At 42.4% G+C, this 25,079-nt stretch carries 22 protein-coding genes and 4 pseudogenes; 13 read left to right on the top strand and 13 right to left on the bottom strand.

The window, feature by feature from the left end; all coding sequences use genetic code 11:
• Positions 1–110: 110 nt before the first annotated feature.
• Complete coding sequence (locus tag F967_RS02345; RefSeq protein WP_004797929.1) at positions 111–809, top strand: DsbC family protein; 699 nt, start codon at positions 111–113, stop codon at positions 807–809.
• Between the two features lie 50 nt (positions 810–859).
• Here the strand turns inward: F967_RS02345 and F967_RS02340 are convergent, their stop codons facing one another.
• The 7 genes and pseudogenes from F967_RS02340 to F967_RS02305 form a co-directional block, all read right to left on the bottom strand.
• Positions 860–1,111: a GlsB/YeaQ/YmgE family stress response membrane protein gene (locus tag F967_RS02340; RefSeq protein ID WP_004683884.1), complete on the bottom strand. Its 252-nt coding sequence runs from the start codon at positions 1,109–1,111 to the stop codon at positions 860–862.
• A 200-nt stretch (positions 1,112–1,311) separates the two neighbouring features.
• Entirely contained in the window at positions 1,312–1,842 is a 531-nt protein-coding gene (hpt, locus tag F967_RS02335) for a hypoxanthine phosphoribosyltransferase (protein ID WP_004797927.1), read from the bottom strand.
• A gap of 224 nt (positions 1,843–2,066) precedes the next feature.
• Positions 2,067–3,383 (bottom strand): guanine deaminase, encoded by a 1,317-nt coding sequence (gene guaD, locus F967_RS02325; RefSeq protein ID WP_004797921.1) that lies wholly within the window; start codon positions 3,381–3,383, stop codon positions 2,067–2,069.
• 181 nt (positions 3,384–3,564) lie between these two features.
• Positions 3,565–3,759 (bottom strand): annotated as a pseudogene (locus tag F967_RS02320) (glutathionylspermidine synthase family protein); the annotation flags it as partial.
• 71 nt (positions 3,760–3,830) lie between these two features.
• Positions 3,831–4,028, bottom strand: a pseudogene (locus F967_RS02315) (hypothetical protein); the annotation flags it as partial.
• Between the two features lie 139 nt (positions 4,029–4,167).
• The gene (locus F967_RS02310; protein ID WP_004797916.1) at positions 4,168–5,124 is read right to left on the bottom strand and encodes a TerC family protein; all 957 of its coding nucleotides are present in this window, start codon (positions 5,122–5,124) and stop codon (positions 4,168–4,170) included.
• A gap of 269 nt (positions 5,125–5,393) precedes the next feature.
• Positions 5,394–6,344, bottom strand: coding sequence for a LysR family transcriptional regulator (locus tag F967_RS02305; RefSeq protein WP_004797914.1), 951 nt, complete (start codon positions 6,342–6,344; stop codon positions 5,394–5,396).
• A gap of 106 nt (positions 6,345–6,450) precedes the next feature.
• On the opposite strand from F967_RS02305, the gene F967_RS02300 reads away from it, so the two are divergent.
• From F967_RS02300 to F967_RS02285, 4 genes are read left to right on the top strand one after another with little or no spacing between them, the layout of a single operon-like run.
• Positions 6,451–7,680 carry an acyl-CoA dehydrogenase family protein gene (locus F967_RS02300; protein ID WP_004797911.1) on the top strand — a complete coding sequence of 410 codons (1,230 nt, stop codon included), beginning with the start codon at positions 6,451–6,453 and terminating at the stop codon, positions 7,678–7,680.
• A 14-nt stretch (positions 7,681–7,694) separates the two neighbouring features.
• A complete protein-coding gene (locus F967_RS02295) occupies positions 7,695–8,816 on the top strand; it encodes a phosphotransferase family protein (protein WP_004797909.1) in 1,122 nt (373 codons plus the stop codon).
• Positions 8,813–9,511, top strand: a complete 699-nt coding sequence (locus F967_RS02290) for a histidine phosphatase family protein (protein ID WP_004797907.1) — start codon at positions 8,813–8,815, stop codon at positions 9,509–9,511. The genes F967_RS02295 and F967_RS02290 overlap by 4 nt, the downstream gene beginning before the upstream one ends.
• A 20-nt stretch (positions 9,512–9,531) precedes the next feature.
• A complete protein-coding gene (locus F967_RS02285; protein WP_004675409.1) occupies positions 9,532–10,275 on the top strand; it encodes an SDR family oxidoreductase in 744 nt (247 codons plus the stop codon).
• 248 nt (positions 10,276–10,523) lie between these two features.
• Here the strand turns inward: F967_RS02285 and mpl are convergent, their stop codons facing one another.
• On the bottom strand, positions 10,524–11,885 hold the full coding sequence (gene mpl, locus F967_RS02280; protein ID WP_004683869.1) for a UDP-N-acetylmuramate:L-alanyl-gamma-D-glutamyl-meso-diaminopimelate ligase: 1,362 nt from the start codon (positions 11,883–11,885) through the stop codon (positions 10,524–10,526).
• A 184-nt stretch (positions 11,886–12,069) separates the two neighbouring features.
• Here mpl and F967_RS02275 point away from each other — a divergent pair, with 184 nt between their 5' ends.
• From F967_RS02275 to F967_RS02260, 4 genes are all read left to right on the top strand, one after another.
• Complete coding sequence (locus tag F967_RS02275) at positions 12,070–12,423, top strand: DMT family protein (RefSeq protein ID WP_004760281.1); 354 nt, start codon at positions 12,070–12,072, stop codon at positions 12,421–12,423.
• A gap of 134 nt (positions 12,424–12,557) precedes the next feature.
• Entirely contained in the window at positions 12,558–13,070 is a 513-nt protein-coding gene (purE, locus tag F967_RS02270) for a 5-(carboxyamino)imidazole ribonucleotide mutase (protein ID WP_004797904.1), read from the top strand.
• Positions 13,071–13,081: 11 nt separating this feature from the next.
• Entirely contained in the window at positions 13,082–14,203 is a 1,122-nt protein-coding gene (locus F967_RS02265) for a 5-(carboxyamino)imidazole ribonucleotide synthase (protein ID WP_004797902.1), read from the top strand.
• A 461-nt stretch (positions 14,204–14,664) separates the two neighbouring features.
• Positions 14,665–15,966: a lytic murein transglycosylase gene (locus F967_RS02260; protein ID WP_004797896.1), complete on the top strand. Its 1,302-nt coding sequence runs from the start codon at positions 14,665–14,667 to the stop codon at positions 15,964–15,966.
• A 46-nt stretch (positions 15,967–16,012) separates the two neighbouring features.
• Here the strand turns inward: F967_RS02260 and F967_RS02255 are convergent, their stop codons facing one another.
• Complete coding sequence (locus tag F967_RS02255) at positions 16,013–16,396, bottom strand: hypothetical protein (protein ID WP_171062072.1); 384 nt, start codon at positions 16,394–16,396, stop codon at positions 16,013–16,015.
• 221 nt (positions 16,397–16,617) lie between these two features.
• Between F967_RS02255 and F967_RS14435 the strand changes: the two are divergent.
• Positions 16,618–17,073: pseudogene (locus tag F967_RS14435) on the top strand (IS3 family transposase); the annotation flags it as partial.
• A 53-nt stretch (positions 17,074–17,126) separates the two neighbouring features.
• Here F967_RS14435 and F967_RS02245 read toward each other — a convergent pair.
• Positions 17,127–18,038, bottom strand: coding sequence for a matrixin family metalloprotease (locus tag F967_RS02245; RefSeq protein ID WP_004797892.1), 912 nt, complete (start codon positions 18,036–18,038; stop codon positions 17,127–17,129).
• Positions 18,039–18,219: 181 nt separating this feature from the next.
• Between F967_RS02245 and F967_RS02240 the strand changes: the two genes are divergently transcribed.
• On the top strand, positions 18,220–19,098 hold the full coding sequence (locus F967_RS02240) for an MBL fold metallo-hydrolase (RefSeq protein WP_004675399.1): 879 nt from the start codon (positions 18,220–18,222) through the stop codon (positions 19,096–19,098).
• An 80-nt stretch (positions 19,099–19,178) separates the two neighbouring features.
• A protein-coding gene (locus F967_RS14030; protein ID WP_155756395.1) for an IS4-like element ISAba33 family transposase occupies positions 19,179–20,269 on the top strand; the annotation gives its coding sequence in 2 pieces (ribosomal slippage) (positions 19,179–19,719 and positions 19,719–20,269; 1,092 coding nt in all).
• 71 nt (positions 20,270–20,340) lie between these two features.
• Here the strand turns inward: F967_RS14030 and dnaK are convergent.
• The 3 genes and pseudogenes from dnaK to F967_RS13485 form a co-directional block, all read right to left on the bottom strand.
• Positions 20,341–22,284 (bottom strand): molecular chaperone DnaK, encoded by a 1,944-nt coding sequence (gene dnaK / locus F967_RS02225; protein WP_004797890.1) that lies wholly within the window; start codon positions 22,282–22,284, stop codon positions 20,341–20,343.
• 150 nt (positions 22,285–22,434) lie between these two features.
• A complete protein-coding gene (grpE, locus tag F967_RS02220) occupies positions 22,435–22,980 on the bottom strand; it encodes a nucleotide exchange factor GrpE (protein WP_004797888.1) in 546 nt (181 codons plus the stop codon).
• A gap of 159 nt (positions 22,981–23,139) precedes the next feature.
• Positions 23,140–23,496: pseudogene (locus tag F967_RS13485) on the bottom strand (LysR substrate-binding domain-containing protein); the annotation flags it as partial.
• Positions 23,497–23,879: 383 nt separating this feature from the next.
• Here F967_RS13485 and F967_RS02210 point away from each other — a divergent pair.
• A complete protein-coding gene (locus tag F967_RS02210; protein WP_212749254.1) occupies positions 23,880–24,950 on the top strand; it encodes an alpha/beta hydrolase in 1,071 nt (356 codons plus the stop codon).
• Positions 24,951–25,079: the final 129 nt, after the last annotated feature.

The following is a 25,079-nucleotide window of genomic DNA, read 5'->3' as shown; positions in this document are numbered from 1 at the left end:
TGGAACTTTTTGACACAGGTTAGATTTTGGTTGCTGCTCGGTAAGTTTGGCTGTTTGTGAAATGGAGCTGGATTACAATAACCAGCGTAACAGTGCCTGAGTGAATATCCATGTTAAAAAAAATTGCCATGTTTTCATTATTGAGCTGTGTTTCAGCCATCAGCTTGGCCAATGTGGAGACATTAAAAATCAATTTAAGCAGGTATTATCCCAATATTCAGGTCAGCAACATTCAGGCCACGGAAATGCTAGGTCTATACAGCGCCAGTCTGGATAACCAGATTATTTATCTGGATGAAAATGCGCAATATATGTTGGTTGGATCAATGGTGCGTTTAAAAGACCAGAAGAACCTGACCAAGGACTTGGTTCTAAAGCAAAATTCAATTGACTGGAAACAATTACCTTTAAAAGATGCAATAAAAACGGTAAAGGGCAATGGCAAACAGCAGCTCGCTATTTTTTCAGATCCGAATTGCCCCTATTGTAAGAAATTAGAAGCTGAACTGGATAAGCTCAATGATGTCACCATTTATACGTTTATCTATCCATTAAAAGCACAATCAATTACGGTTTCAAAATCGATTTGGTGTGATCCTAACCAAGCTTACGCGTGGAAAAACTTATTGCAGAAGAATGCACAGCCTAAAGAAAAAACCTGTGCCAACCCGATTGAGCGTAATCTGGCACTGGGACGTAAACTGGGCGTTGAGGGCACCCCTACCCTGATTTTTGAGACGGGTTTTAAAATGACGGGTGTACGGAGTGCCGAGGAAATTCAGTTGATCTGGAAAGAACTGGGCTTATAAATAAACAACTCCCAAACCATTACACCATGAATTGGGAGTATTCAAACGGTTTAGGCTTTTTTGCTGACCAGATTGTAAATAAACAGAACAATCACTGCACCAATCACAGAGGCAATAAATCCTGCCGCCGAATTTTCGCCGTATAGGCCCAGCAAACGGCCACCGTAGGTTGCCAGCAACGAACCTGCGATACCCAGCAGGGTGGTTACAATAAAGCCTGCCTTGTCATCTCCAGGGTGCAACGCACGGGCAATCAAACCCGCAAAGAAACCCACTACAATCGCCACAATTAGAGACCACATTGTCTTTTCTCCTTGTTTTAACAACGGTATTCATAATTATCCTGCTTGATTAGAGCAGCTTTTGTCTGTAGTGGATTGCCCACTTATGTCGTATTTTTGTGCAGTCTTTAGCAGTGTTTGATTAATGGGGCGATATAAAAAAAGGAGCTTTGCAGCCCCTGAGTAGAGCACGGCCTTTGGCCGCGCACAGGAATATGGATTTAAAGACCAATCTCACCAATAAATGGCAAGTGACGGTATTTCTGGTCAAAGTCGAGGCCATAACCCACAATAAAACGGTCCTCAACCTCAAAGCCTAAAAACTTCACTACAAGGTCAATCTCACGGCGTGATGGCTTGCTTACCAGCGTACACAGTTCAATTGAGTTTGGATTACGGGTTTGTAGAATTTCCATCACTTTACTTAGCGTGTGTCCAGAATCAATAATATCTTCCACGACCAACACATCTTTACCGCGAATTTCACCATCAAGGTCTTTTAAAATTTTAACATCTCTTGAAGAGATCGTTGTTCCGTTGACATAGCTTGAAACGGTCATAAAATCGAGTTCATGCGGCTTTTCAATGGCACGGCACAAATCTGCCATAAAAATGACTGAACCACGCAGTAAACCAATCAATACCAGTTCCTTGTCACTTTGAGCATAGTGTGCATTGATTTTTTCACCGAGTTGTTTCACTTTGGCTTGAATCTCTTCACTGGAAATCATAATGCGCATTGCAATGGTCATTGGCAGATTCCTAAAACGTAAAAAATGGGAAATAAAAAAGGTGTTGACCTGCAACACCTCGAAATCTTGAGTGAATATGCGGATTTTAAAACAAAATCACCATTCATGCACCTTTTGATGGTGCAGAAAATGTATCATTTTTCGGCTGATGACTGTCACGTCTCAGTAGTGCAGCACAGCAGCTTGCCAGTAAAATCCACCCAATTTTTCGTTTATTCAAAACTTTAGCTTTGGCTATAGGCTTTTTGTCCATAGATATAGGTTGCCTCAATATTTCGGTCATCGCCCATGGTAAACAAGGCAAATAGACTATCTTCAAGTGATTTAGCACGAGACTGACGTAATTGCTGCAATGCGGTTGGCTTGAGATTTAACACCACAAAATCAGCTTCTTTACCCACATTAAAGTTACCAAGTTTGTTATCCAAGTCGAGGGCTTTTGCACCGCCCAGTGTTGCATGGTACAGCGATTCAAACGCGGACAATTTATCACCCTGCAACTGTTGCACCTTGTAGGCCTCATTGACGGTCTGCAACAAGCTAAACGAGGTCCCTGCCCCAATGTCGGTACCGAGACCGACTTTAACTTGCTGTTGCCATGTTTTTTTCAATGGAAATAAGCCACTGCCCAAAAACAGGTTTGAGGTTGGACAAAAGGCAATTGCGGAGTCGGTCTCGTGCATACATTGCCATTCAGCATCTTCCAGATGCACACAATGTGCAAACACCGAACGGTTTCCTGTTAAACCATAATGATGATAAACATCTAAATAACCCTTTTGCTCAGGAAATAAATCCTTGACCCATGCAATCTCATCCTTATTTTCACTTAAATGGGTATGCACATACACATCGGGAAATTCGGCTTTGAGCTGCCCTGCCCGCTCTAATTGTTCAGGCGTTGAGGTCGGCGCAAAACGTGGGGTAATCGCGTATAAGGCACGACCCTGACCATGCCATTTTCCAATCAATGCCTTGGAATCTTCATAGGCACTCTCGGCTGTGTCACACAGTGCTTCTGGTGCATGACGATCCATCATCACCTTGCCCGCAATTAAGCGCATCTGCTGCTGTGCTGCGGCTTCAAACAAGGCATCCACCGATTCAGGATGAACTGTACAGAATACTAAGGCTGTGGTTGTGCCATTTTTAAGTAATTCCTGAATAAAAAATTCAGCAATTTTTTGGGCATAACTTGGGTCTTGAAACTGGATTTCGGTGGGAAAAGTGTAGGTATTGAGCCAGCTTAATAACTGTTCGCCATATGCCCCAACCATTTCTGTTTGTGGGAAATGGATATGCGTGTCGATCATGCCAGGAATGATCAATTGCTCTGGATAATGCTGAATTTCAACGTTTGCAGGTAAATGCGCTTGGGCATCATCCCAGCTGCCAAACCAGCGAATTTGACCTTGTTTAGCGATTAGTACGCCATCTTCGATATAACGAACCTGATCAATAATATCTTGTGCCTGGGAAACAGTTTTTTGGATATCCAGGAAGCGACCACGAACGACCGTGATGGGAGTAGTCAAAGTCATAACAACCTACAATGTTTTTCGTCGATTGTACCCGATTTTATTCAGCTTACTGGATTATTCGCCTAATTTAGACTATTAAAACGTATGTAAATTTGAGTAATGTATTGAATCAATTCACTTTATTTTTGGGCGGAAATGGGTAAATTGTCAGCAATAATTATACCCTTTGAGAAAAATACATATGTATTACTGGAATACCAAGGCTTTCCCAGATCCATTCCCACGAGTAAAGCTTAAACAGGTTATGAATCGGGCGATTGTTCAGGTCAACAAAACCCTGCCCATCCCAGCCAATATTCTCCATCGACAGTTCAGAGACCTGTAGTTGCGCCTGATAAGCGGTATCCATCAGGTATTCCAGATTGCCCCAATCTTTTGGTGCTCAAGCTGCCAGTCGGTACGCGGTGCGAGGATTTTTCTTTTCATACAAAATTTCAGTTTTCCTGATCAGCCAGCAAACGAAGAACCACCACGGCCAAAACCACCACGAACAGGTGAGGAGGCAGAGTAACTTTTTGCCGTGGTTGAGATCATGGGCTGCCCGACACTAAGGTTGCTGCGCGGACATAGGGTATTGCCGCGAAAGGATACTTCCCGATTGCCCTGATAATACTGTGGGCCGAGGTAACGTCCAGAACCAAAACTGCCGTATTATGTTTCTGATTAGGAAAGATAAAAGCTTTAAGCCGCCATATGATATTGATCTGTTTTTTTTACGGACAGTCTATTTTTATGATTTAACTGTTCAGGCACCTGAATTGATCAAATGCCTGAATTCAAATGATTAAGATTGCAACTGCTTTTTATTATGACGTAATGATAGATAAGCGGTGATACTGAGCACCAGCACAATAAAGCCCAATGAAATCCAGATTGGCATGTGGAACACATCCAGCAATAACATTTTCGCACCAATAAACAATAAGATGATGCCCAGTCCATATGGTAGGTAATGCAGTTTGGTTGCGGCACCAGCCAGCAGGAAGAACATGGCACGTAGGCCTAGAATCGCCATCAGGTTTGCAGTCAGGACAATGAACGGATCACTGGTGACGGCAAAGATTGCAGGGATGGAATCCACCGCGAAAATCACGTCGGAACCTTCAACCAAAATCAGAACTAAAAATAATGGTGTCGCCCACAACAAACCATCACGGCGAACAAAGAATTTTTCACCCTCAAGCTGTGGCGTGATACGCATATGTTTGCGTAACCATTTTAAAGTTTTGATATCTTCGATATTGCTTTCTTCGTCTTGTCCTTTCAGGAATTTGAAACCTGTATAGACCAAGAACGCACCGAAGATGTAAAGAACCCATGAAAACTCTTGAACGAACCATGCACCGATAAAAATAAAGATGGTTCTTAATACGATTGCACCTAATACGCCATAGAGTAAGATTTTACGTTGCAGTGCAGGTGGAATGGCAAATGCGGCGAAGATCATCAGCCAGACGAAGACGTTGTCAATCGCCAGTGATTTTTCCAGTAGATAACCTGCGAAGTATTCCATGGTTTTTTGGTTGGCGATGGTTATCCCGATGGTTTGGTGTAGATAGAGCCACAAACCTCCACCAAACAGCACCGCCACAGTGACCCAGGCCGCACTCCAGTAGGCAGCCTGCCTGATCGGAACATCCTGACCCTGTTTTTGTTTAAAGCCTAAAAAATCGACCAGTAGCATGACCGCCACAATGCCGAAGAACACCACATACAGCCATAGATTGCCGATAGTTTCCATCACAACTCCCTATCTGGCAAATGGACATAAAAAAACCCTGACCAGTTGCCAGATGAATGAAATAAAACATCTGTTTCAACATGATCAAGGTCTTGCCTACACCACGATAGATTGTGATGCTCAGAGTCCGACTTTTTGCAAAGTGTAATGACGAAGCTCTGACACCTAAGTATTTAAACTACACTACCTAGGTTTGGAGGAGGCTACTCCCCTTGTCAAATTCTGTTATGGATGATGACATCCAAATGTAGCTATAGAATTACACACTTTTAAACAATGTGCAAATCTTCATCAAATAAATTGTGATTAAAAATCTTTAGGATTTCGTTGCGTAAAAATTGATGGCGAGGATTGTGCCGAACTGTGTCATGCCAATACATGCCCATCTTAATTTTAGGTAATTCGATGGGTAGCGGATGAATATTTAAATTTTCTGCATAATGCAGATGTTTAAGGATACTTTGTGGAATGGTCAGGATGGCATTTGGATATTGCGCCAGTACCTGCAAGGCGGTTGCATAGTGCTGGCAACGCAGGAAAATTTGACGGGACAATTGTTGGCGGTTGAGATAAATATCTTCAAGCAATAAGCCTGTGCGCCTTGATGATACACCGATATGTGGTGCGGAGAGATAGTGTGTTAAATCCATCTGCATTTGCTGTGTACACACCACAAAATAATCGTCAATTAAGTTTTCAAACTGTAAATTGGCTTGATACGGTTGCACCAGATCAATCACAAAATCAATTTGTTGTGCTGAAAGATCAGCCAGCATATTTTTACGGTCCAGCTTGGAGCTCAAAAACTGAATATTCAGATTGAGTTGACTAAAGTGATGCACCAGTTGAGGAAAAATAATAGGTTCAATTTCATCATGTATGGCAATTTTAATGCTTTGCAGCAAGCTTGGTACAAAGTCTTGCTGTGGAATCGCAATATTCTGAATCGTGAGCAGCGCATTTTGAATCGGCTGATAAATTTGCTCGGCAAAAGGTGTGGGAAGCATTTTTTGCCCACTGCGCACAAATAATTCATCTTTAAGTTGCTGACGCAAACGTTTTAAAGCATGACTGACCGCAGATTGACTAATACAAAGAAGTTGAGCTGCCTTAGAAATACTTTTTTGTTCAAAAATCGCAATAAAAAGAGGATACAGATTGATATCAATACGATGAAAGTGAGCCACTTCCAGTGGGTTGGTATTATGAATCTGATTCATAGTTTTGCATAAAATAAAATCATTTCATTCATAATAAATTTTCGCTTATGGTGATGTAAAGCAGCGAATCAAGCTTCGCCAAATTTTTACTTTAAGGGAAATGATGATGTTTGCATTATCTGAACGTGCGCAGGATTTTATTACACGAACGCAAGCTTTTATTCAACAAGAAATAGAACCCATTGAAAAAGCATTTTGGGATGAAGTGCATCAACTCAATGTCGATGGTGACTGGACTAAATGGCAGTGGCCAGCTCAACTCGAACAACTCAAAACCAAGGCTAAAGCAGCAGGCTTATGGAATATGTTCTTGCCTGATACTGAACTGGGTGCAGGTTTATCGGTACAGGAATATGCACATATTGCTGAATTGACGGGACGTAGTTTACTTGCTCCGACAGTATTTAACTGTAATGCCCCTGATAGTGGCAATATGGAAGTGTTATGGCGCTATGGTAGCGATGAGCAAAAACGACAATGGCTACAACCGCTGCTTGCTGGTGAAATCCGTTCAGTGTTCTGTATGACGGAACCCGCCGTGGCTTCCAGTGATGCCACCAATATGCAGGCCACGGCAGTGGTGGATGGCGATGAAATTGTTCTGAATGGGCGTAAATGGTGGTCATCTGGCTTGGGTGATCCCAATGCCAAAGTGATTATTTTTATGGCCTACACCCCTGACCCGAGCAAAGACCGTCACCATCAACATTCGATGGTACTTGTGCCGATTGAAACGCAAGGCGTAACGATTGAACGGATGTTGCCTGTATTTGGTGATTACGATGCACCACATGGACATGGACAGGTCAGTTTTGACAATGTGCGTGTGCCAGTGAGCAATTTTATTGGTGGTGCGGGTCAAGGATTTGAAATTGCTCAGGGACGCTTAGGGCCTGGTCGTATTCACCATTGTATGCGTTGTATCGGTGCAGCGGAAAAAGCGTTAGAACTCATGATTGATCGTGGCATGTCACGCAAGGCATTTGGTAAAGAAATTCTTAAACTTGGCGGCAATTTAGAACGTGTGGCAGAAGCCCGCGTGCAGATCGATCAAGCTCGCTTATTGACCCTGTACGCCGCTTATAAGATGGATACACAAGGCAATATGGCAGCACTCACTGAAATTTCTGCCATTAAAGTGGTTGCGCCAACAGTCCTACAAAATGTGGTGGATATGGCGATCCAGATTCACGGCGGAGAAGGTGTATCACGCGATACTCCGCTGACAGCATTTTTCAATCAAGCACGTAGTTTACGTTTGGCTGATGGACCTGATGAAGTACATAAGGGCATGATTGCTAAATTAGAATTGAAAAAACGTGGCTATGGTCGTTAATAAGGATAAAAAAAATGACAATGATTGATATCGGCGGTCAGGTTCGTCACGGTGAAGAATTGGATATTTCCGCTGTTGAAAACTGGTTAAAAGAACAAGGTGTAGATCTGCAAGGACAGGCACAAGTCACTCAATACTCAGGGGGTGCTTCGAATTGGACCTATCGTTTGCAATACGACAATCAAGATTTAATTCTACGTCGTCCACCGAAAGGCACCAAAGCCAAATCAGCGCATGATATGGCACGTGAATACAATGTGCAGAAGCATCTTGCACCGTTCTACCCTGTCCTGCCTGAAATGATTGCATTGTGTCAGGATGATAGTGTAATTGGCTGTGATTTCTATGTGATGAAACGGATTGAGGGTATTATTCCACGTGCCAATCTACCTAAAGAATTACAATTGGATCAGTCACAAGTTCAACAGTTGTGTTTGAATGTGCTGGATAAGCTGATTGAGTTGCATCAAGTGCCGTATCAGGGTACTGAGCTGGAAAAACTGGGCAAGGGCGATGGTTACTGCCGCCGTCAGGTGGAGGGTTGGGATGCGCGTTATCAAAAAGCCTTAACACCGAATGTTCCCGATTTTGCTTTTGTGCGCCAGTGGTTGCTGGAACATATTCCTGCCGATTCTAAAACTTGTGTGATTCATAATGACTGGCGTTTTGATAATGTCATTTTAGATCCACAACAACCGACTCAGGTGATTGGTGTACTGGATTGGGAAATGGCGACACTGGGCGATCCGTTGATGGATTTAGGCAGTGCCCTCGCCTACTGGATTCAGGAAGATGACGATGCCCTGATGAAATCCAGCCGCCGTCAACCGACCCACTTAAAAGGCATGCTGACACGTCAGCAAGTGGTGGACTACTATCTGGAAAAAACAGGCCTACAACCAGAAAATTGGGCTTTCTATGAAGTGTTTGGTTTATTCCGTTTGGCGGTGATTGCACAGCAGATTTATTATCGTTATTACCACCAGCAAACCGATAATCCTGCCTTTAAGGATTTCTGGATTTTGATTCATGCCTTGCATATTCGGGCGTTAAAACTGATTGCAGCAAACAATGCTGAAGCACAGCAATTGATTCCTGAATATGGCGCAAAACTACAGGATATTTTAAAACGATGAGCACAATTTATTTGGTGCGACATGGGCAGGCGTCATTTGGTGCGGCAAGTTATGATCAGCTTTCGGCCAAAGGTGAACAGCAGGCACAGGTGGTGGGTGATTTTTTTAAGCAAACCCTGAAACATCCCCCACTGGTGGTTGCAGGTTCAATGCAGCGTCATCAGCAAACAGCGCAATTGGCCTTGTCAAAAAGTTTCCATGATGTACCGATTCAAACCCAATCATCATGGAATGAGTTTGATCACCAGCATGTGTTTTCCCAATACGAACCACGGTTTAATCAACCTGAATTGCTGAAACAGGATGTTGAACTGGTTGCCAATCCTCGTGCCTATCTGGCCAAAATTTTTGATGGTGCGATTGACCGCTGGATTGGAGCGCAATATGACCATGAATATCATGAGACTTGGTTAGGCTTTCAGACCCGTGTAGAAACTGCTTTGCAAACCCTGTGTGAGCATCTTGATGCAACCCAACAGCGTCAAGCCGTGGTATTTAGTTCAGGCGGCGTGATTTCTGTGGCGGTTGGCAAGGTTTTGGGTTTGCATGCCAAACAGATTTTTGCACTGAACTGGTCCATCACCAATGCCAGTATCACCACGCTGCGTTGGGTGGATGGGCGTTTGCAGTTACTCAGTTTTAATGAGCATCACTACTTAAAAGCACATGATGCTGAACTTTTAACATGGATTTAAAAAAACAATAGGTGGCAGACATGGCAAAGACGATTTTAATTACAGGTGCAAGTTCAGGTTTGGGTGCAGGTATGGCACGTGAATTTGCAGCCAAAGGCTATAACCTTGCGTTGTGTGCGCGGCGGCTGGAACGGCTGGAAACACTCAAACAGGAGCTACAAAGCCAGCATTCGGTGCAGGTCGGTATCAAGGTACTGGATGTGACTCATTATGATGATGTGTTTACGGTGTTTAAAGCCTTTCAGCAAGAATTTGGGACGATTGACCGTATTATTGTCAATGCGGGTGTGGGTGATGGCCGCCGTATTGGTAAGGGCAATTTTGAAGTGAACCGAGCAACAGCGGAAACCAACTTTATTTCGGCATTGGCGCAGTGTGAGGCGGCCGTTGAAATCTTTAGGGCGCAGAATAAAGGGCATTTGGTGGTGATTTCCTCGATGAGCGCACTACGTGGCCTACCAAAGCATTTATCGACCTATGCGGCCAGTAAGGCGGCGGTTGCACACTTGGCAGAGGGCATTCGTGCGGAGCTGTTGAATACGCCAATCAAGGTATCCACGATTTTTCCAGGCTATATTCGTACGGAAATGAATGAGGGTGCGAAAAAGCTACCATTTGAGGTGGATGAGAAAACGGGTTGCAAGGCTTTGGTGAAAGCGATTGAGAAAGCCCCTGTAAAAGCGTATGTACCACAGTGGCCGTGGTTGCCAATGGGGATAGCCATGAAGATTTTGCCTTTAAAACTGGTGAATAAATTGAGTTGATTGCAATTTTAAATGCATGGACAAATATGTTTATTCGGCAATATTTCATAGCCTCATATAGGCTGAATAGTCGAGTTGTTTGGGTATAGGCGTTTCCTTACTTTTCAAAGATGAAAAGTAAAAAAAATCTTTTGTTGAGCAGAGGGTACATCCATGTCACCCCTGCTCAACGGGCGGCATCCATGCCGCCTGTCACGGTAGTAAATACCGTGACAAGATTGAATTATGAAAGTGTGCTATAGGCTAGATTACGATAAAGCGGTAATCAACTTCTGATGCAACCCACCAAAACCACCATTGGACATGATCACAACAGCATCGCCCTCGCCTGCTTCATTCACCACACGGGCAATGATCTCATCCAAAGAACGGCTGACTTCGGCCTTGTTTGAGGATGCGGCAATCACAGGTTGTAAATCCCAGTCCAAGCCCTCTGGTTGATACCAGATCACTTCATCGGCTAAACGCGCTGAATGTGCCAAACCATCTTTGTGGCTGCCCATACGCATGGTGTTGGAGCGTGGCTCAATGATCGCCCAAAGTTTACGCTCGCCTAAACGCTTACGTGCGCCGTCCAGTGTGGTTTCAATTGCAGTTGGATGATGGGCAAAGTCATCATAGACTTCGATGCCACGCACCGTTCCCAATAGCTCCATACGGCGTTTTACTCCACCGAAGTTAGATAGGGCTTTACAAGCCTGTTCAATGGTTACACCCACATGCTGAGCAGCGGCAATGGTGGCTAAGGCATTGGCAACACTATGCTGTCCTGTCATATTCCATTTCACTTCGCCAATTACTTTGCCGTGTTCAAGCACGTTAAAATGGCTGCCATCGGCACTGATCAATTCAGCAGATAAAGCGGCTTGGTCATTTGCTTCAAGACTGGTACGAATGACAGGTGTCCAGCAGCCCTGTGCTAGTACTTCATCAATATTGCTTTCAGTAATCGGGGCAATAATACGACCCTCACTTGGAATGGTACGCACTAAATGGTGGAACTGTTTTTGAATGGCAGCCAGATCATCAAAAATATCGGCGTGGTCAAATTCAAGGTTGTTTAAAATCGCTGTTTTAGGGTGATAGTGAACAAACTTAGAACGCTTATCGAAGAAGGCAGAGTCGTACTCATCTGCTTCAACACAGAAGTATTTACCACCACCTAAACGTGCGCTTTCGCTAAAACCCAATGGTACGCCACCGATCAGGAAACCAGGATTTAAACCTGCCTGATCCAGCACCCAAGCCAGCATGGTCGTGGTTGTGGTTTTACCATGTGTCCCCGCCACACCAAGTACATGTTTGCCTTGCAGTACATGGTCTGCCAAGAATTGTGGACCTGAAATATAAGGCAAACCCTCGTTTAGCATATATTCAATCGCATCAATACCACGTTTCATGGCATTGCCCACAATTACAAGATCGGGATGCGGTTGTAAATGGCTACGATCATAGCCCTGCATCAGTTCAATGCCTGCATTTTCCAGTTGAGTTGACATTGGTGGATAAACATTGGCATCTGAACCTGTGACTTTGTGTCCCAAATCTCGTGCCAATAGAGCTAAAGACCCCATAAATGTGCCACAAATACCCAAAATATGCAGATGCATCGTGCTTCTCTCTTCTATCCAATCACGCAATCAACGTGTGTTATGCAGTTAAAAATTTGCCTCAAAAGATAGCAAGGCTGCTATGGAAAAGATAGTCAAAATTCGTTGTTGTTCTTTACTTATAATGACGTTGAGGAATGATAAAATTCCATTATTTTTAAAATATTATTTTACAAAGGACATTATGTTGAGCTTCCCTCTGCTGGCGTTATGCCTATTGATCATTTCCAACTGTTTTATGACTTTGGCATGGTATGGGCATCTTAAAATTTTACACGATGCCCCGCTTTGGCAAGCGATCCTGTTTAGTTGGTGTATTGCCCTGCTGGAATATAGTTTTATGATTCCTGCAACCAAACTGTTAAGTCAGCATGGCTGGAGTCTGGGGGAAATGAAAATTACACAGGAAGTGGTCACGCTGATTGTATTTGTGCCCTTTATGATTTTCCTGTTTAAGCAGCCTTTTAAACTGGATTATGTCTGGGCGATGTTTTGTTTGATGGGCTGTGTCTATTTTGTGTTTCGTAACCAAAGCTAATTTTTCGGATACTGCCCAGATGTTCTTTATTTGGGGATGCCTGAAAAAACCGCTATAATATTTGCCAGTTTATTCCTTTGTGCTTGGCGTGAGTCGAGACATTTTCCTATTTTTATCATGTTTTGGAAAAGCCAATGAATGCGGTCGCAACAGATAGCCAACCTTTAGTCGGAATTATCATGGGTTCTCAATCAGATTGGGCAACCCTTGAACATACCGCTAACATGCTCAAACAATTGGGTGTTTCTTTTGAAGCTGAGGTGGTTTCTGCGCACCGTACGCCAGATCGTTTATTTGAATATGCTGAAACAGCACGCGATCGTGGTATTCAGGTAATTATTGCGGGTGCTGGTGGCGCTGCACATTTGCCTGGGATGTGTGCTGCTAAAACTGATTTGCCTGTGCTTGGCGTGCCTGTTAAATCTTCAATTTTAAATGGCGTGGATTCATTGCTTTCGATTGTACAAATGCCAGCGGGTATTGCGGTAGGTACTTTGGCTATTGGTCAGGCTGGTGCAACCAATGCGGCAATTCTTGCAGCGCAAATTCTAGGTTTAACCCGCCCAGATATTGCTAAAAATGTAGCTGATTTCCGCACAGCTCAAACGGAAAAAGTATCGAACAATAACGTTCCTGGTCAAGTATAACGGGGCCAATCATGAATAAAACCATCGGTATTTTTGGTGGTGGACAGCTTGGCCGCATGATGGCGCAAGCAGCTTTACCACTCAATATTCAATGTAGCTTTTTCGAAGCCGAAACAGACTGCCCAGCAGCTATTTTAGGTCCTGTATTTTCAAGTAAAAATCCAGAAGCATTACAAGATTTCATCGCAAGTGCCGATGTATTCAGCCTTGAATTTGAAAATACGCCTGTTGCTGATGTAGATGTTTTGACCCAAACTAAGACACTGCACCCTCCTCGCCTTGCCTTGGCGACGGCACAAAATCGCTTGGCAGAAAAAAGTTTGTTTGACGAACTTGGTATTCCAGTTGCGCCGTATCGTGCTGTGGATAGCTTAGAGAGCTTAAAGCAAGCCGTGGCTGAGCTTGGATTACCTATCATTTTAAAAACCGTAACAGGTGGCTACGATGGTAAAGGTCAGTTTGTATTACGTTCAGAGGATCAAATTGATACGGCTTGGGCTGAATTAGGGCCTGCCAAAAGCTTGATTGCAGAAAGTTTTGTGAAATTCAGCCGTGAAGTATCCATTATTGCGGTACGTGGTCAAGATGGTGATGTCAAAACATGGGCACTCGCCGAAAACCATCATCACAATGGTATTCTCTCTCACTCGATTGTTCCTGCACCAAATAGCACAGATTTACAACCAGTTGCACAAGACTATATTACTCGGTTGTTGAATCATCTTAATTATGTGGGTGTGCTGACGCTTGAATTATTCGTAACTGAACAAGGGCTTTATGCCAATGAAATGGCATGTCGTGTTCATAATTCAGGACATTGGTCGATTGAGGGCGCAATTTGCTCACAGTTTGAAAATCATATTCGTGCAGTAGCAGGCTTGCCGCTTGGAGCAACCGATGTTGTGCGTCCAACAGTGATGATCAATATCATTGGTCAACACCCTAAATCAGAAGATGTTTTAGCACTCAAAGGCGCGCATTTACATCTTTATAATAAGTCTGAGCGTGCTGGTCGTAAGCTTGGTCATATTACTTTGATGCCAAACAATAGTGATGAATTGACCGTGTTATGCTGCCAATTAGCTCAGATTTTACCTGTGCCATTGGCATTAACAACGGATATGAACCTCTAAACTTATCCACAATAGATAAAAAAGCGATCTTCGGGTCGCTTTTTTATTGACGGATGTTTAAATTTAAAGTTTTAAATTTAAAACCTGAAATGGATGCAAAATATTGAGCGTGTGGATAACTTGGTTTTGCAATTTTGAATTTAAAACGATGTAAATGGAGCATTTGCAGTTTAAATTCAAAATATCTGTCAGTTTTTAAATTTAAAATCATGATGGTGTTTTTATTTTAAGTTAAATGATTAGTCTGGATTGTGGATAAATTTATTTTGTGTTTTTGAATTTAAAGTACAGGGTGAAATTTGAATTCAAAATATAGGAATTATTTTTAAATTCAAAAATGATTGCAGGTTTTAAATTTAAAACACAATAAATGAATTCAAAGTTACGATTGCAAACGGAACATGGTGCAGTTGCATGTTAAGGTGAATAAGAAATTTAAATTTAAAAACTCTGGTTAAGACATGAAACATCATTTTTGTTTATTTATAGGCACTGCCTTATTTGCTTTCTTTAATCAAGCACACGCAGAACTCATTATTAATGGTGCAAAGGTGGCAAGCAACACCGCTATAACGACGGCACCTGTAACAGGCAGCTATATGTCAACTTCCAGTTTTCAGGGCTGTCTGGCAAATTTACGCTCCCAGGCAATTGCTTCAGGTGTTTCTGGCTCAACCTATGATCGCTATACACAAAATTTAAGTCCTGATTATTTAGTCATTGATAAATTAAATTATCAGCCTGAGTTTTCGACCCCGATCTGGGATTATCTGTCTGGGCTTGTGGATAACGAGCGTGTGCAGGCTGGGCAGCAAAAACTGGCCCAGCATCGTGTGGTACTGAACCGTGTGGAACAGACCTATGGTGTTCCTGCTGAAACGGTGGTGGCAGTGTGGGGTGTGGAAAGTAATTACGGGGACATTTCAGGTAAATATCCTTTATTGCAGGCTTTGGGGACACTGAGCTGTGAGGGCCGCCGCCAAAGTTATTTCCGTGGCGAGTTCTTCGCCACCATGCGGATTTTACAACGCGGTGATTTAACTCAGGATCAACTCTATGGTTCCTGGGCAGGTGCTTTTGGTCATACCCAATTCATGCCATCCACCTATGAGCGTCTGGCGGTGGACTTTGATGGGGATGGCCGCCGTGATTTGGTTTCAAGCACCACAGATGCTCTCGCTTCAACTGCCAATTTCCTAAAACGGGCAGGGTGGCAAACTGGCATGCCATGGGGCTTTGAAGTCAAAATTCCACAAGGTGTGTCAATTGCAGGCGAAAGCCGTCGTAATAAAAGGTCACTGAATAGCTGGATTGCGCAGGGCGTAACCCGTACGGATGGTACGGCATTGATTCAGGGCAATTTGTCAGGCAGTACGCCAGCAGGACTGATTACACCCGCAGGTGCCAATGGCCCAGCATTTTTGGTATTTAAAAACTTTGATGCGATTTATAGCTATAACGCAGCGGAAAGCTATGGATTGGCAATTGCGCATCTATCCGACCGTTTAAGGGGTGGAACACCTTTTTTAACTGCCTGGCCAACAGATGATGCTGGTACCTCACGTGCAGAACGTCGTGAAATCCAGCAGTTCCTGATTCAGCGGGGCTATGACATTGGGGCCGTAGATGGTTTGATTGGTGATAAAAGCCGTCAGGCGATTCAGCAGGAACAAACCCGTTTGGGTTTAAAACCAACAGGTCGGGCAGGGCAGCAGATTTTACGGGCGTTCCGTCAGGAACAAGCCAAGCAGATGATGCAATAATAATGTGTTCATCAAAAAAGGTCTGCAAAATGCAGACCTTTTTTACTTATGGCGCATCGTCCAGTTTAACCGCTTCCAGAATATCAAAAATCACCGCGGTCACATCCTGACTTAAATCACGGTCATTAAAAATTTCATAGGCCGTGATGGTCACATCAGTGTCACTTGGCAACTGTTTTTGTTCTTCTTCAATCAGATGTTCAATCGGTAAAAGGGTCTGCTTCACTTCCAGATGCAGGATTTCGTCATAAGCAACGTTTTCATCTTCAAGCTCGATTTCCTGCTCATTGAAATAAGGGATTAAAATAGAGTGGAGATAAGGACTAATATCCTGAATATCCAGGATTTCAACATCACGAGTCTGTTCAATGGTACTGATGTGGTCATTCACTTCAATGAGGATATGATAATAACTCATGCTGATCTCCATTAAGACTAAGATGATGTTTTGACACCACAATAACATGAATAAATCAAAAGAATCGACTGATTGTTACGATCTTTTTAAAAACATCAGCTTATAGATTTCTCATATCCTTATAACAGAGACTCAACGAGAAAAGCTGAGTAGTTCCAGATCGACATCTGCGAGTTAGAAGTTCTTCGCATCTTGTTGCTTGATACGTGGATACATGAGGGATTTTGGATCGTGGGTGTGTTTTACTTGCAGCGGTAATCGACTTATATTCACGCAAGATTGTGGGTTACAGTATGTCAAATCGCATGACTGCGGATTTGGTGTGTGCAGCGTTACAACATGCGATTGCGACACGACAACCGCCTAAAGGCTTGATTATGCACACGGACAGAGGCTCACAGTAGTGCTCGACACAATATCAGGATTTACTCAATAGATATAGGATTGAGTGCAGTATGAGCCATAAGTGGCTTTGTTACGATAATACGGTAATGGCACGATTCTTTTTAAACCTGAAAATGGAACGTGTTTGGTGGCAGGACTATGCCAACCATGATGAAGCGATTACAGACATTACGCACTACATTGCGAGGTTTTATAATCAGGTGCGATTACATTCCACACTCAATTATTTGTCCCCCAATTTATTTGAACAAAAAATGAGTGATTTTGAATATGCCTGTGTCTGATTTTACTTGACCATTACAATTTCCATCTTTAACAGAGTCGGACTATGCGGTAATTATCTTGCCAGCAGTAGGTCGCGGTCTGCTTGGGTTAAACGAAAGTGGGCAATATCCTGATCTTTCATGACTGGATGCATCAGTGCATGGGGATCATCAGTATGTTGCAGACCCAGCGCGTGGCCCAGTTCATGTGCCAGTGTCAGGCGTAGGTCATCCTCCGATTCAAATTCATAGATCAGGATTTGTTTGCCATTAAATAGACCTTTATGAAATAAATGGGGCTGAAAACGCTGTTTATATTGCTTAACAGAGGCATTTAATTGCTGGTCAAGCGCATTCAGTTCATCAATTTGCTGGTTGAGTTGACTGATTTTTTGGTTGTATTGACCAATTTCCTGCTGTAGTTGCTCAATATTTTGCTGTAGATGCTGTTGTCGCTGCTGGAAGTATTCAGCATTGACAGAAGAGGAGGGACTACGTTGGGCAATCTGTCGCTCCTGATTATAGTATTGAATCTGTTGGTCCAGTTGTAGCTGTTTTTGTTCCAATATCTGTTTATTTTGCAGGACTTCTTGTTCGATCTGGTCAAGCTGCTTCTTTTTATTTAGCCATTGCTGTTGATTGGTTTCGAGTCGGCTTAAATGTTCCCGACGTTGCTCACTTTCATACTGCCGTTCATCATAGATTAAATGAATCGCGAGCTGTGCATTCGGGTCATAAACAAAATAATCCTTTCCAGTGCCATCTTTCCAGACCTGCGTGGCTTGCTGGCTAATCGCCTCGACCTGCTCAACACTGAGTTTAAAACGTGGGTCAACTTCGGCAATACGATAACGTAGCCGTGTATCAAGAGGGTGGGTGATACGATCTGTGAGCGAATTAAACTTGAGTTGAGGATGTTGGCGGGTTTGATAACCCGACCACAATAGAAAAAATGCCAACCCCAACATTAAAAAAACACGAGTCATTCTATTTTATGTTCTTCTGGTTAATATGATGCAAAACAGTGCAAGACATCTCTGTCTAAACGCTCAGTCGGTCAACTATAACAAAATTGCAAGAACACTGAAAAATATATAATCATTCTTCTGATTCTGTTTTAATGAATTGATAAAACATGGATGAATAGAAAAAGACCAAGGAATGAGGATGCTGAAATATTTACTTAAAGCTCCCGAGGCGGGATGGGCTGCTGCATCGCCAGCTCAGGCAACAGTTGAAAATTTAAAAATCAGGTATTTGGGGACAGCGGGATTTATCCTGTCTGACCAGCATCGCACGGTGGTGCTCGATCCCTTTATTAGCCGTCCAAGCCTGTGGCAGACCTTTACCCAACCTTTATTGAGTGATCCAGCATTGGTAAGGCAATATATTCCCCAGGCGGATGAGGTGCTGATTGGCCATGCGCATTACGATCATATTCTGGATGCACCAGAGGTGTGTAAACAAACGGGTGCGCGCTTAATTGGTTCACAGGCCAGCTTAATGTATGGACGCTCAGCAGGGCTGTTTGAACAGCAGATGCTTGAAACAAAAGGGCGGGAAACCATTGACTGTGGAAAATGGCAAGTTGTGGGTTTGCCATCCATTCATGGCAAAGCCTTGTTTGGTCGCGTGCCTTTACCAGGGGATATGACCATACCTCCGCCTTATCCGCCGAAATTTCATCATTTACGGCATGGTCAGGTCTTCAACTGGTGGATTCATACGGGCAAGCTCAGTGTGGTGCATATTGATTCAGCTGATTTTATTGAACAAGAATTACAGGGGAGGCAAGCAGATATTGTTTGTCTATGTGCGATTGGACGCAAATATCGCCCGAACTATGTCAAAGATGTCGTGCGCTTGCTGAAACCTAAATATATTATTCCATGTCATTGGGATACGATGCTCACGCCTATTGATCAACCACCAAAATTATTACCTGGTGTAAATATTCCCGAATTTTTAGAAGAAATAAAAGCTTCTGGAGTCGAACCATTATTTATGCCGATTTTGGGTGAGTTGTATTTTGATCAAAATAAATAAAATAGAAAGCTTTGTACACGACAAAAAAAGATAACTCATTGAAATAATGGCATAATACTTGTTTTCTGACGACGAATATGATGACACATTTCAATGAGTTACATCTCATCTTAAACAAATATCTAAAGTGGAACAAGTCACATGTAAAATGTTTTACACTGATTATGATTGCATTAATTGTAAAACAGACATGTAATCTTTCTTCTGCATCTAAAGCCTTACCCATCAAGTGCTTACCACAATCATTTTATCGACGTATACAACGCTTCTTTGCAGATCAGTATTTTGATTATCGTCAAATTTCTCAGTTAATTTTCAATATATTTTCATTCGACAAAGTGCAACTGACTTTAGATAGAACCAATTGGAAATGGGGAAAACGAGATATCAATATCTTGATGTTAGCCATCGTCTATCGTGGAATAGCGATACCTATTGTTTGGACATTGCTCAATAAACGTGGAAATTCAGATACAAAAGAGCGTATTGCTTTGATTCAACGCTTTATCTCTATTTTTGGTAAAGACCGTATTGTGAATGTGTTCGCAGACAGAGAATTTATCGGTGAGAAATGGTTTACATGGTTAATTGAAAATGACATTAACTTCTGTATACGTGTTAAAAAAACTTTATTGTGACCAATCACTTAGCCAGGAATCATAAAATTAGTGATTTATTTCGTCATCTTCAAGTTGGTCAAACTGAATGTCGTAAACGACGTATTTGGGTTGGTCGAGTAAAACTGTATATTAGTGCGCTACGATTAGAAGATGGAGAACTTTTACTTGTTGTTTCTCCTATGTTTAATGCTTCTGCTATTCGTGATTATGCATTACGCTGGGAAATCGAAACCTTATTTAGTTGTCTCAAAGGACGTGGATTCAATCTTGAAAATACTCGTTTAACAGACCCTGGACGAGTCAAGAAATTGATAGCAGTGCTAGCTATCGGTTTCTGTTGGTGCTATTTAACAGGTGAATGGCAACATGATCGAAAAAAAGCGATAAAAATAAAGAAGCATGGACGACTTTCAGTAAGTTTATTTCGCTACGGTTTGGACTATGTTCAAATGGCTATTCTACGTTTGATTGGTTTTGGAAAAAAAGAAGAATTTAAGAAAGTGCTAGCAATTTTAAGAAAGAAAAAGCCTGATAGGACAAGGATCCTATGAAATTTGTCGTGTACAGAGAATAGAAAGTATAAAAACCGCGCTTTCGCGCGGTCTTTTGTTAAAGAGACAAATTATTTTTTGTCATCTTTCACCTCTGTGAACTCAGCATCTACAACGCCATCGTCAGCTTTTTGTTGTTGACCCGCATCACCACCTTGGAATGCATTTGGATCAAAACCTTCTGCGCCGCCAGCACCTTGTGCTTGTTCATAAGCACGTTGGGTGATTGGCATCAAGATGTTTTGTAAAGCTTCAGTTTTCGCTTTGATGTTTTCAACATCATTTTCTTTGGTTGCTGCTTCAAGCTCAGACACCGCAGTAGCAATCGCAGTTTTTTCATCTTCAGTGACTTTATCACCAAGATCTTTAACTGCTTTATTCGAGCTAGAGACTAAAGCATCTGCTTCGTTACGCGCTTTCGCTAACTCTTCAAATTTACGGTCTTCTTCAGCATTCGCTTCAGCATCTTTAATCATTGCTTCGATTTCAGCATCAGACAAACCTGAGTTCGCTTTAATCTGGATTGATTGCTCTTTACCCGTGCTCTTATCTTTAGCCGATACTTTTAAGATACCGTCAGCATTGATGTCGAAAGATACTTCAATTTGCGGTACGCCACGTGGAGCAGGTGGGATATCGCCTAATTGGAAGTTACCCAACAATTTGTTTTGTTGAGCCATTTTACGTTCACCTTGGTAAACCGAAATATCTACTGCAGGTTGATTGTCAGCAGCTGTAGAGAACACTTGTGATTTCTTCGCAGGAATCGTGGTGTTCTTCTCAATGATTGGTGTTAATACACCACCCATTGTTTCAATACCTAAAGTTAAAGGTGTTACGTCTAATAAAAGAACGTCAGTTTTGTCACCAGACAATACCGCACCTTGAATCGCAGCACCGATCGCAACTGCTTCGTCAGGGTTCACGTCTTTACGTGGCTCTTTACCAAAGAATTCTTGTACTTTTTGTTGTACAAGTGGCATACGAGACTGACCACCAACCAAGATCACGTCAGAGATGTCAGAAGTCGAAAGACCAGCATCTTTAAGCGCAATACGGCAAGGCTCAATCGTACGAGCTACTAAGTCAGCAACTAAACCTTCAAGTTTTGCACGCGTTACATTGATCACCAAGTGTTTAGGACCAGTTGCATCAGCGGTGATATATGGAAGGTTGATTTCAGTTGCATTTGATGAAGAAAGCTCGATTTTTGCTTTTTCAGCAGCTTCTTTCAAACGTTGTAACGCAAGTGGATCATTTTTCAAGTTCACACTTTGTTCTTTCTTGAACTCTTCAACCAAGAATTCAATCAACGCGTTATCAAAGTCTTCACCACCAAGGAACGTATCACCATTAGTTGATAACACTTCGATTTGTTGGTCGCCATCAAGGTCTGCGATTTCAATGATTGATACGTCGAATGTACCACCACCTAAGTCGTAAACCGCGATTTTACGGTCACCTTCTTTTTTGTCCATACCGAACGCAAGAGCCGCAGCAGTTGGTTCGTTAATGATACGTTTAACATCAAGACCTGCAATTTTACCTGCATCTTTAGTTGCTTGACGTTGCGCATCGTTAAAGTAAGCAGGAACGGTAATAACAGCTTCAGTAACGGTTTCACCTAAATAGTCTTCTGCAGTTTTCTTCATCTTTTTCAAGATTTCAGCAGAGATCTGTTGAGGTGCTAATTTTTTATCGTTTACTTCAACCCAAGCATCACCATTGTCTGCTTTGATGATTTTATAAGGTACAAGACCGATATCTTTTTGTACCGCTTGGTCTTCATAGCGACGACCGATTAAACGCTTAATCGCGAATAATGTATTTTTCGGGTTGGTTACAGCCTGACGCTTAGCACTTTGACCCACTAAGATCTCGCCATCTTTATAAGCGATGATCGATGGAGTTGTACGTGCGCCTTCAGCGTTTTCGATTACTTTTACTTTATCGCCTTCAAGTACAGCAACACATGAGTTGGTAGTACCTAAGTCAATACCAATAATTTTCGCCATTTGGTGTGTTCCTCTAAAATTTTGTTGCAATGTTTTGCTTGTTATTTGATATGAGAGTCAATTGGTTTTTTTCAAGCATTTTTATGAAAAAAAATCAAAAAACTTTCAAAATTCTACATTTTTGAGCAAATAAATACTTTGCTCTGTGGATTATTGACCCACCATCACCATCGCTGGGCGGAGTAAACGTCCATTCAGGGTATACCCTTTCTGCAACACTGTACCAATCTCATTGGCCTTGGCATTTGGATCAATACCTACTGCCTGGTGTAAGTCGGCATTGAAGCCATTTTGGGTATTCGCCTCAACCACGCCAAATTTTTCCAGTGTGGTCAAAAGGGATTTCAGGGTCAGTTTCACGCCTTCGAGTACAGGTGTCTGTTCTTCGCCAGCGGCTTGAATTGCGCGTTCAAGATTATCGACAGAATCCAGTAATTCTTTGGCAAACTTTTCCAGCACCGTATCTTTGTGCTTTTCCGATTCACGCTGGATACGCTCCACACTTTTTTGTGCTTCATACACAGCATTTGCGGTACGCACCTTTTCAAGTTTTAGGCTTTCTTCAAGCTTGCTAATCTGAGCCTGTAAATCTTCAACGCTAAGCTCGTTTGCCTGCTCTACACTTTCAGCTTGAGTTTGTTCAGTTTGTTGCTCATTTTGAATGTCTTGAGCTTGCTCATTGTGCTCATTAGCCATTGATGATCTCCGTTTAAAAAAGTTCTCAAACATGTACAGTCCTTTTGGCATAAGTGCTCATCGGGTTAAACCTGAACTGCCACATATTGGTCATTCATAGATACGGATGAGGTATGGGCAACACGACAAAATTCAAGCGTTCAGGTTCATTTAAATCTTTTAATTATGCTGATTGAAGTAAAAATTTAAGTTTTCGATGACAAAAGCAATAAATTCTTGTGTGATTTTCGGTAAATGTTGCCTTGATGATAGACTAACGACAAGGTTAGGTGCAGAAAAATCTGTAAATACCTGTTGCAAACGTTGTTGTGCAATATGCTGTCGCACCAGCAGGGTGGGCAGCATGGCAACGCCCTGCGCCTTGAAGCAGATCTGATGAAGTGGAATCACATCATTGCTTTTGAACGTAACATTTAATGGATAGTTTTGCGGTTGCTGATCTGTATCAAACAGGGTCCAGTAGTGGTTATGGGTATCATGGCAATCCAGACAAAGACCTGAATGGCTTTTAAGGTATCCGTGTTTATTATGATTGTTGTAAGATGTGCAACATTTTATCTTAATCCAGGGTGTTTATTCAGCAATAATTGCAATTTAAAGTGTTTCCTATTAGAGGAGACAAACAAATCAATACTAAGCCTTAATAGGCAAAACCGCAATGATGTTGCCCTACAGACAAAAAGTTTGTATTCGATGTTATTGAGGGAAAATATATGAAGCAAATCACTTTTATTGACATAAAAAGCAAGTATGGATAAGCAAAATGGTTAATGACTTTTTCAGATATGACCTTTAGTTTACAAGATGTTTTTTAAATGCTTGATCTTGATCTATGACTTTATTCAGGCATATAGTCAAAGAGGATAAGAACAATGGACAGAGCGGAACAGGGGAAAAACGTGTCAGCATTACCTCAGAAAATTCAAACATTTTTAGATAAAAGACAAGGTCCTGCTGCACGAGCGCTTGATAAGCTGCCCAAGATTGTACAAGAGTCGATAGCCAGGATTTTAGGATACCCTTACCAATACCCAGACTTGGACGCATTTACCAAATGTATTGTGGCCGCTCAGATCAAGCAGGGACGTATAGGCTTTATTGGTGATGATCCGATTGAATCAAGACGACAGTTCGATGCACAAATGCTTGCGATCCTAAATAAACCAACCTCTATTGAATCTGTTGAAGATATCCGCCTACCTTTACAAAGCGGAACCGTATTTGCGAGACACTACCATCCCGCACCCAATGAAAAACTCCCAATGATTGTCTATTATCATGGAGGTGGGTTTGTGGTGGGTGGCTTGGATACCCATGATGAAGTCTGTCGCCTTATTGCCAAGTATGCAAAAGTACAAGTGCTCAGTATTGACTATCCCCTTGCCCCTGAGGCATCACCACAACAATTGATTCAATCCTGTGAGGACGCCTTGGCGTGGGCTTACCAGAACCGCCGTCAACTTAAAATTTATAAAAACCGTATTGCTGTGGCGGGCGACAGCGCAGGGGGTAATATCAGTACCGTCGTTGCACAGCACGCTGCTGGAAAATCCTATGCACCACAGGCACAATTACTCATCTATCCTACGGTTGACTTCAAAAGTCGTCACCCATCTTTCTATGCCTATGGTCAGGGCCTGGTCCTTACCAGCAAGGATGTCGATTATGTGACCGAATACTATGCAACCCAGCACAATGTTGCTTTGGATAATCCCCTTGTTTCTCCCACCTATGGCAATCTTAAAAAACTGGCGCCTGCCTATGTCCTTACTGCTGGACATGACTTGCTGCATGATGAAGGTGAGATTTATAGCCACAAACTCAGACAGAATGGCGTCAAGGTCCAGTATGTGGACTACCCAGACCAGAGTCATGGCTTTATCAACATCACGCCAATTTCCAGCAAGGCAAAACGCAACACCATCGAGATTGCGAAAAACTTCAGGAAGTTTTGGGATAAGCATAGTTAATTCATGTATGAACCCATGTTCCACGTGGAACATGGGTGTTTTATTGTAGACAGCAAATAAAAATAGCAAAAATGGATTTGCAAAACATAAGATGATGGGCTACAACAAATCTATTTTACAGGTCGAGAA

The organism is Acinetobacter sp. CIP 102637, assembly GCF_000368425.1.
In the GTDB taxonomy this organism is placed as follows: Bacteria; Pseudomonadota; Gammaproteobacteria; order Pseudomonadales; family Moraxellaceae; genus Acinetobacter; species Acinetobacter parvus.
Note: the sequence above shows the minus strand (reverse complement) of the source record. Positions and strands in the feature narration are given on the sequence as shown.

What these genes read in the sequence shown, in the direction of transcription:
- F967_RS02345 (WP_004797929.1), top strand. Translation starts at nt 111, where the DNA reads ATGTTAAAAAAAATTGCCATGTTTTCATTATTGAGCTGTGTTTCAGCC.
- F967_RS02340 (WP_004683884.1), bottom strand. Translation starts at nt 1,111, where the DNA reads ATGTGGTCTCTAATTGTGGCGATTGTAGTGGGTTTCTTTGCGGGTTTG.
- hpt (WP_004797927.1), bottom strand. Translation starts at nt 1,842, where the DNA reads ATGACCATTGCAATGCGCATTATGATTTCCAGTGAAGAGATTCAAGCC.
- guaD (WP_004797921.1), bottom strand. Translation starts at nt 3,383, where the DNA reads ATGACTTTGACTACTCCCATCACGGTCGTTCGTGGTCGCTTCCTGGAT.
- F967_RS02310 (WP_004797916.1), bottom strand. Translation starts at nt 5,124, where the DNA reads ATGGAAACTATCGGCAATCTATGGCTGTATGTGGTGTTCTTCGGCATT.
- F967_RS02305 (WP_004797914.1), bottom strand. Translation starts at nt 6,344, where the DNA reads ATGAATCAGATTCATAATACCAACCCACTGGAAGTGGCTCACTTTCAT.
- F967_RS02300 (WP_004797911.1), top strand. Translation starts at nt 6,451, where the DNA reads ATGTTTGCATTATCTGAACGTGCGCAGGATTTTATTACACGAACGCAA.
- F967_RS02295 (WP_004797909.1), top strand. Translation starts at nt 7,695, where the DNA reads ATGACAATGATTGATATCGGCGGTCAGGTTCGTCACGGTGAAGAATTG.
- F967_RS02290 (WP_004797907.1), top strand. Translation starts at nt 8,813, where the DNA reads ATGAGCACAATTTATTTGGTGCGACATGGGCAGGCGTCATTTGGTGCG.
- F967_RS02285 (WP_004675409.1), top strand. Translation starts at nt 9,532, where the DNA reads ATGGCAAAGACGATTTTAATTACAGGTGCAAGTTCAGGTTTGGGTGCA.
- mpl (WP_004683869.1), bottom strand. Translation starts at nt 11,885, where the DNA reads ATGCATCTGCATATTTTGGGTATTTGTGGCACATTTATGGGGTCTTTA.
- F967_RS02275 (WP_004760281.1), top strand. Translation starts at nt 12,070, where the DNA reads ATGTTGAGCTTCCCTCTGCTGGCGTTATGCCTATTGATCATTTCCAAC.
- purE (WP_004797904.1), top strand. Translation starts at nt 12,558, where the DNA reads ATGAATGCGGTCGCAACAGATAGCCAACCTTTAGTCGGAATTATCATG.
- F967_RS02265 (WP_004797902.1), top strand. Translation starts at nt 13,082, where the DNA reads ATGAATAAAACCATCGGTATTTTTGGTGGTGGACAGCTTGGCCGCATG.
- F967_RS02260 (WP_004797896.1), top strand. Translation starts at nt 14,665, where the DNA reads ATGAAACATCATTTTTGTTTATTTATAGGCACTGCCTTATTTGCTTTC.
- F967_RS02255 (WP_171062072.1), bottom strand. Translation starts at nt 16,396, where the DNA reads ATGGAGATCAGCATGAGTTATTATCATATCCTCATTGAAGTGAATGAC.
- F967_RS02245 (WP_004797892.1), bottom strand. Translation starts at nt 18,038, where the DNA reads ATGACTCGTGTTTTTTTAATGTTGGGGTTGGCATTTTTTCTATTGTGG.
- F967_RS02240 (WP_004675399.1), top strand. Translation starts at nt 18,220, where the DNA reads ATGCTGAAATATTTACTTAAAGCTCCCGAGGCGGGATGGGCTGCTGCA.
- dnaK (WP_004797890.1), bottom strand. Translation starts at nt 22,284, where the DNA reads ATGGCGAAAATTATTGGTATTGACTTAGGTACTACCAACTCATGTGTT.
- grpE (WP_004797888.1), bottom strand. Translation starts at nt 22,980, where the DNA reads ATGGCTAATGAGCACAATGAGCAAGCTCAAGACATTCAAAATGAGCAA.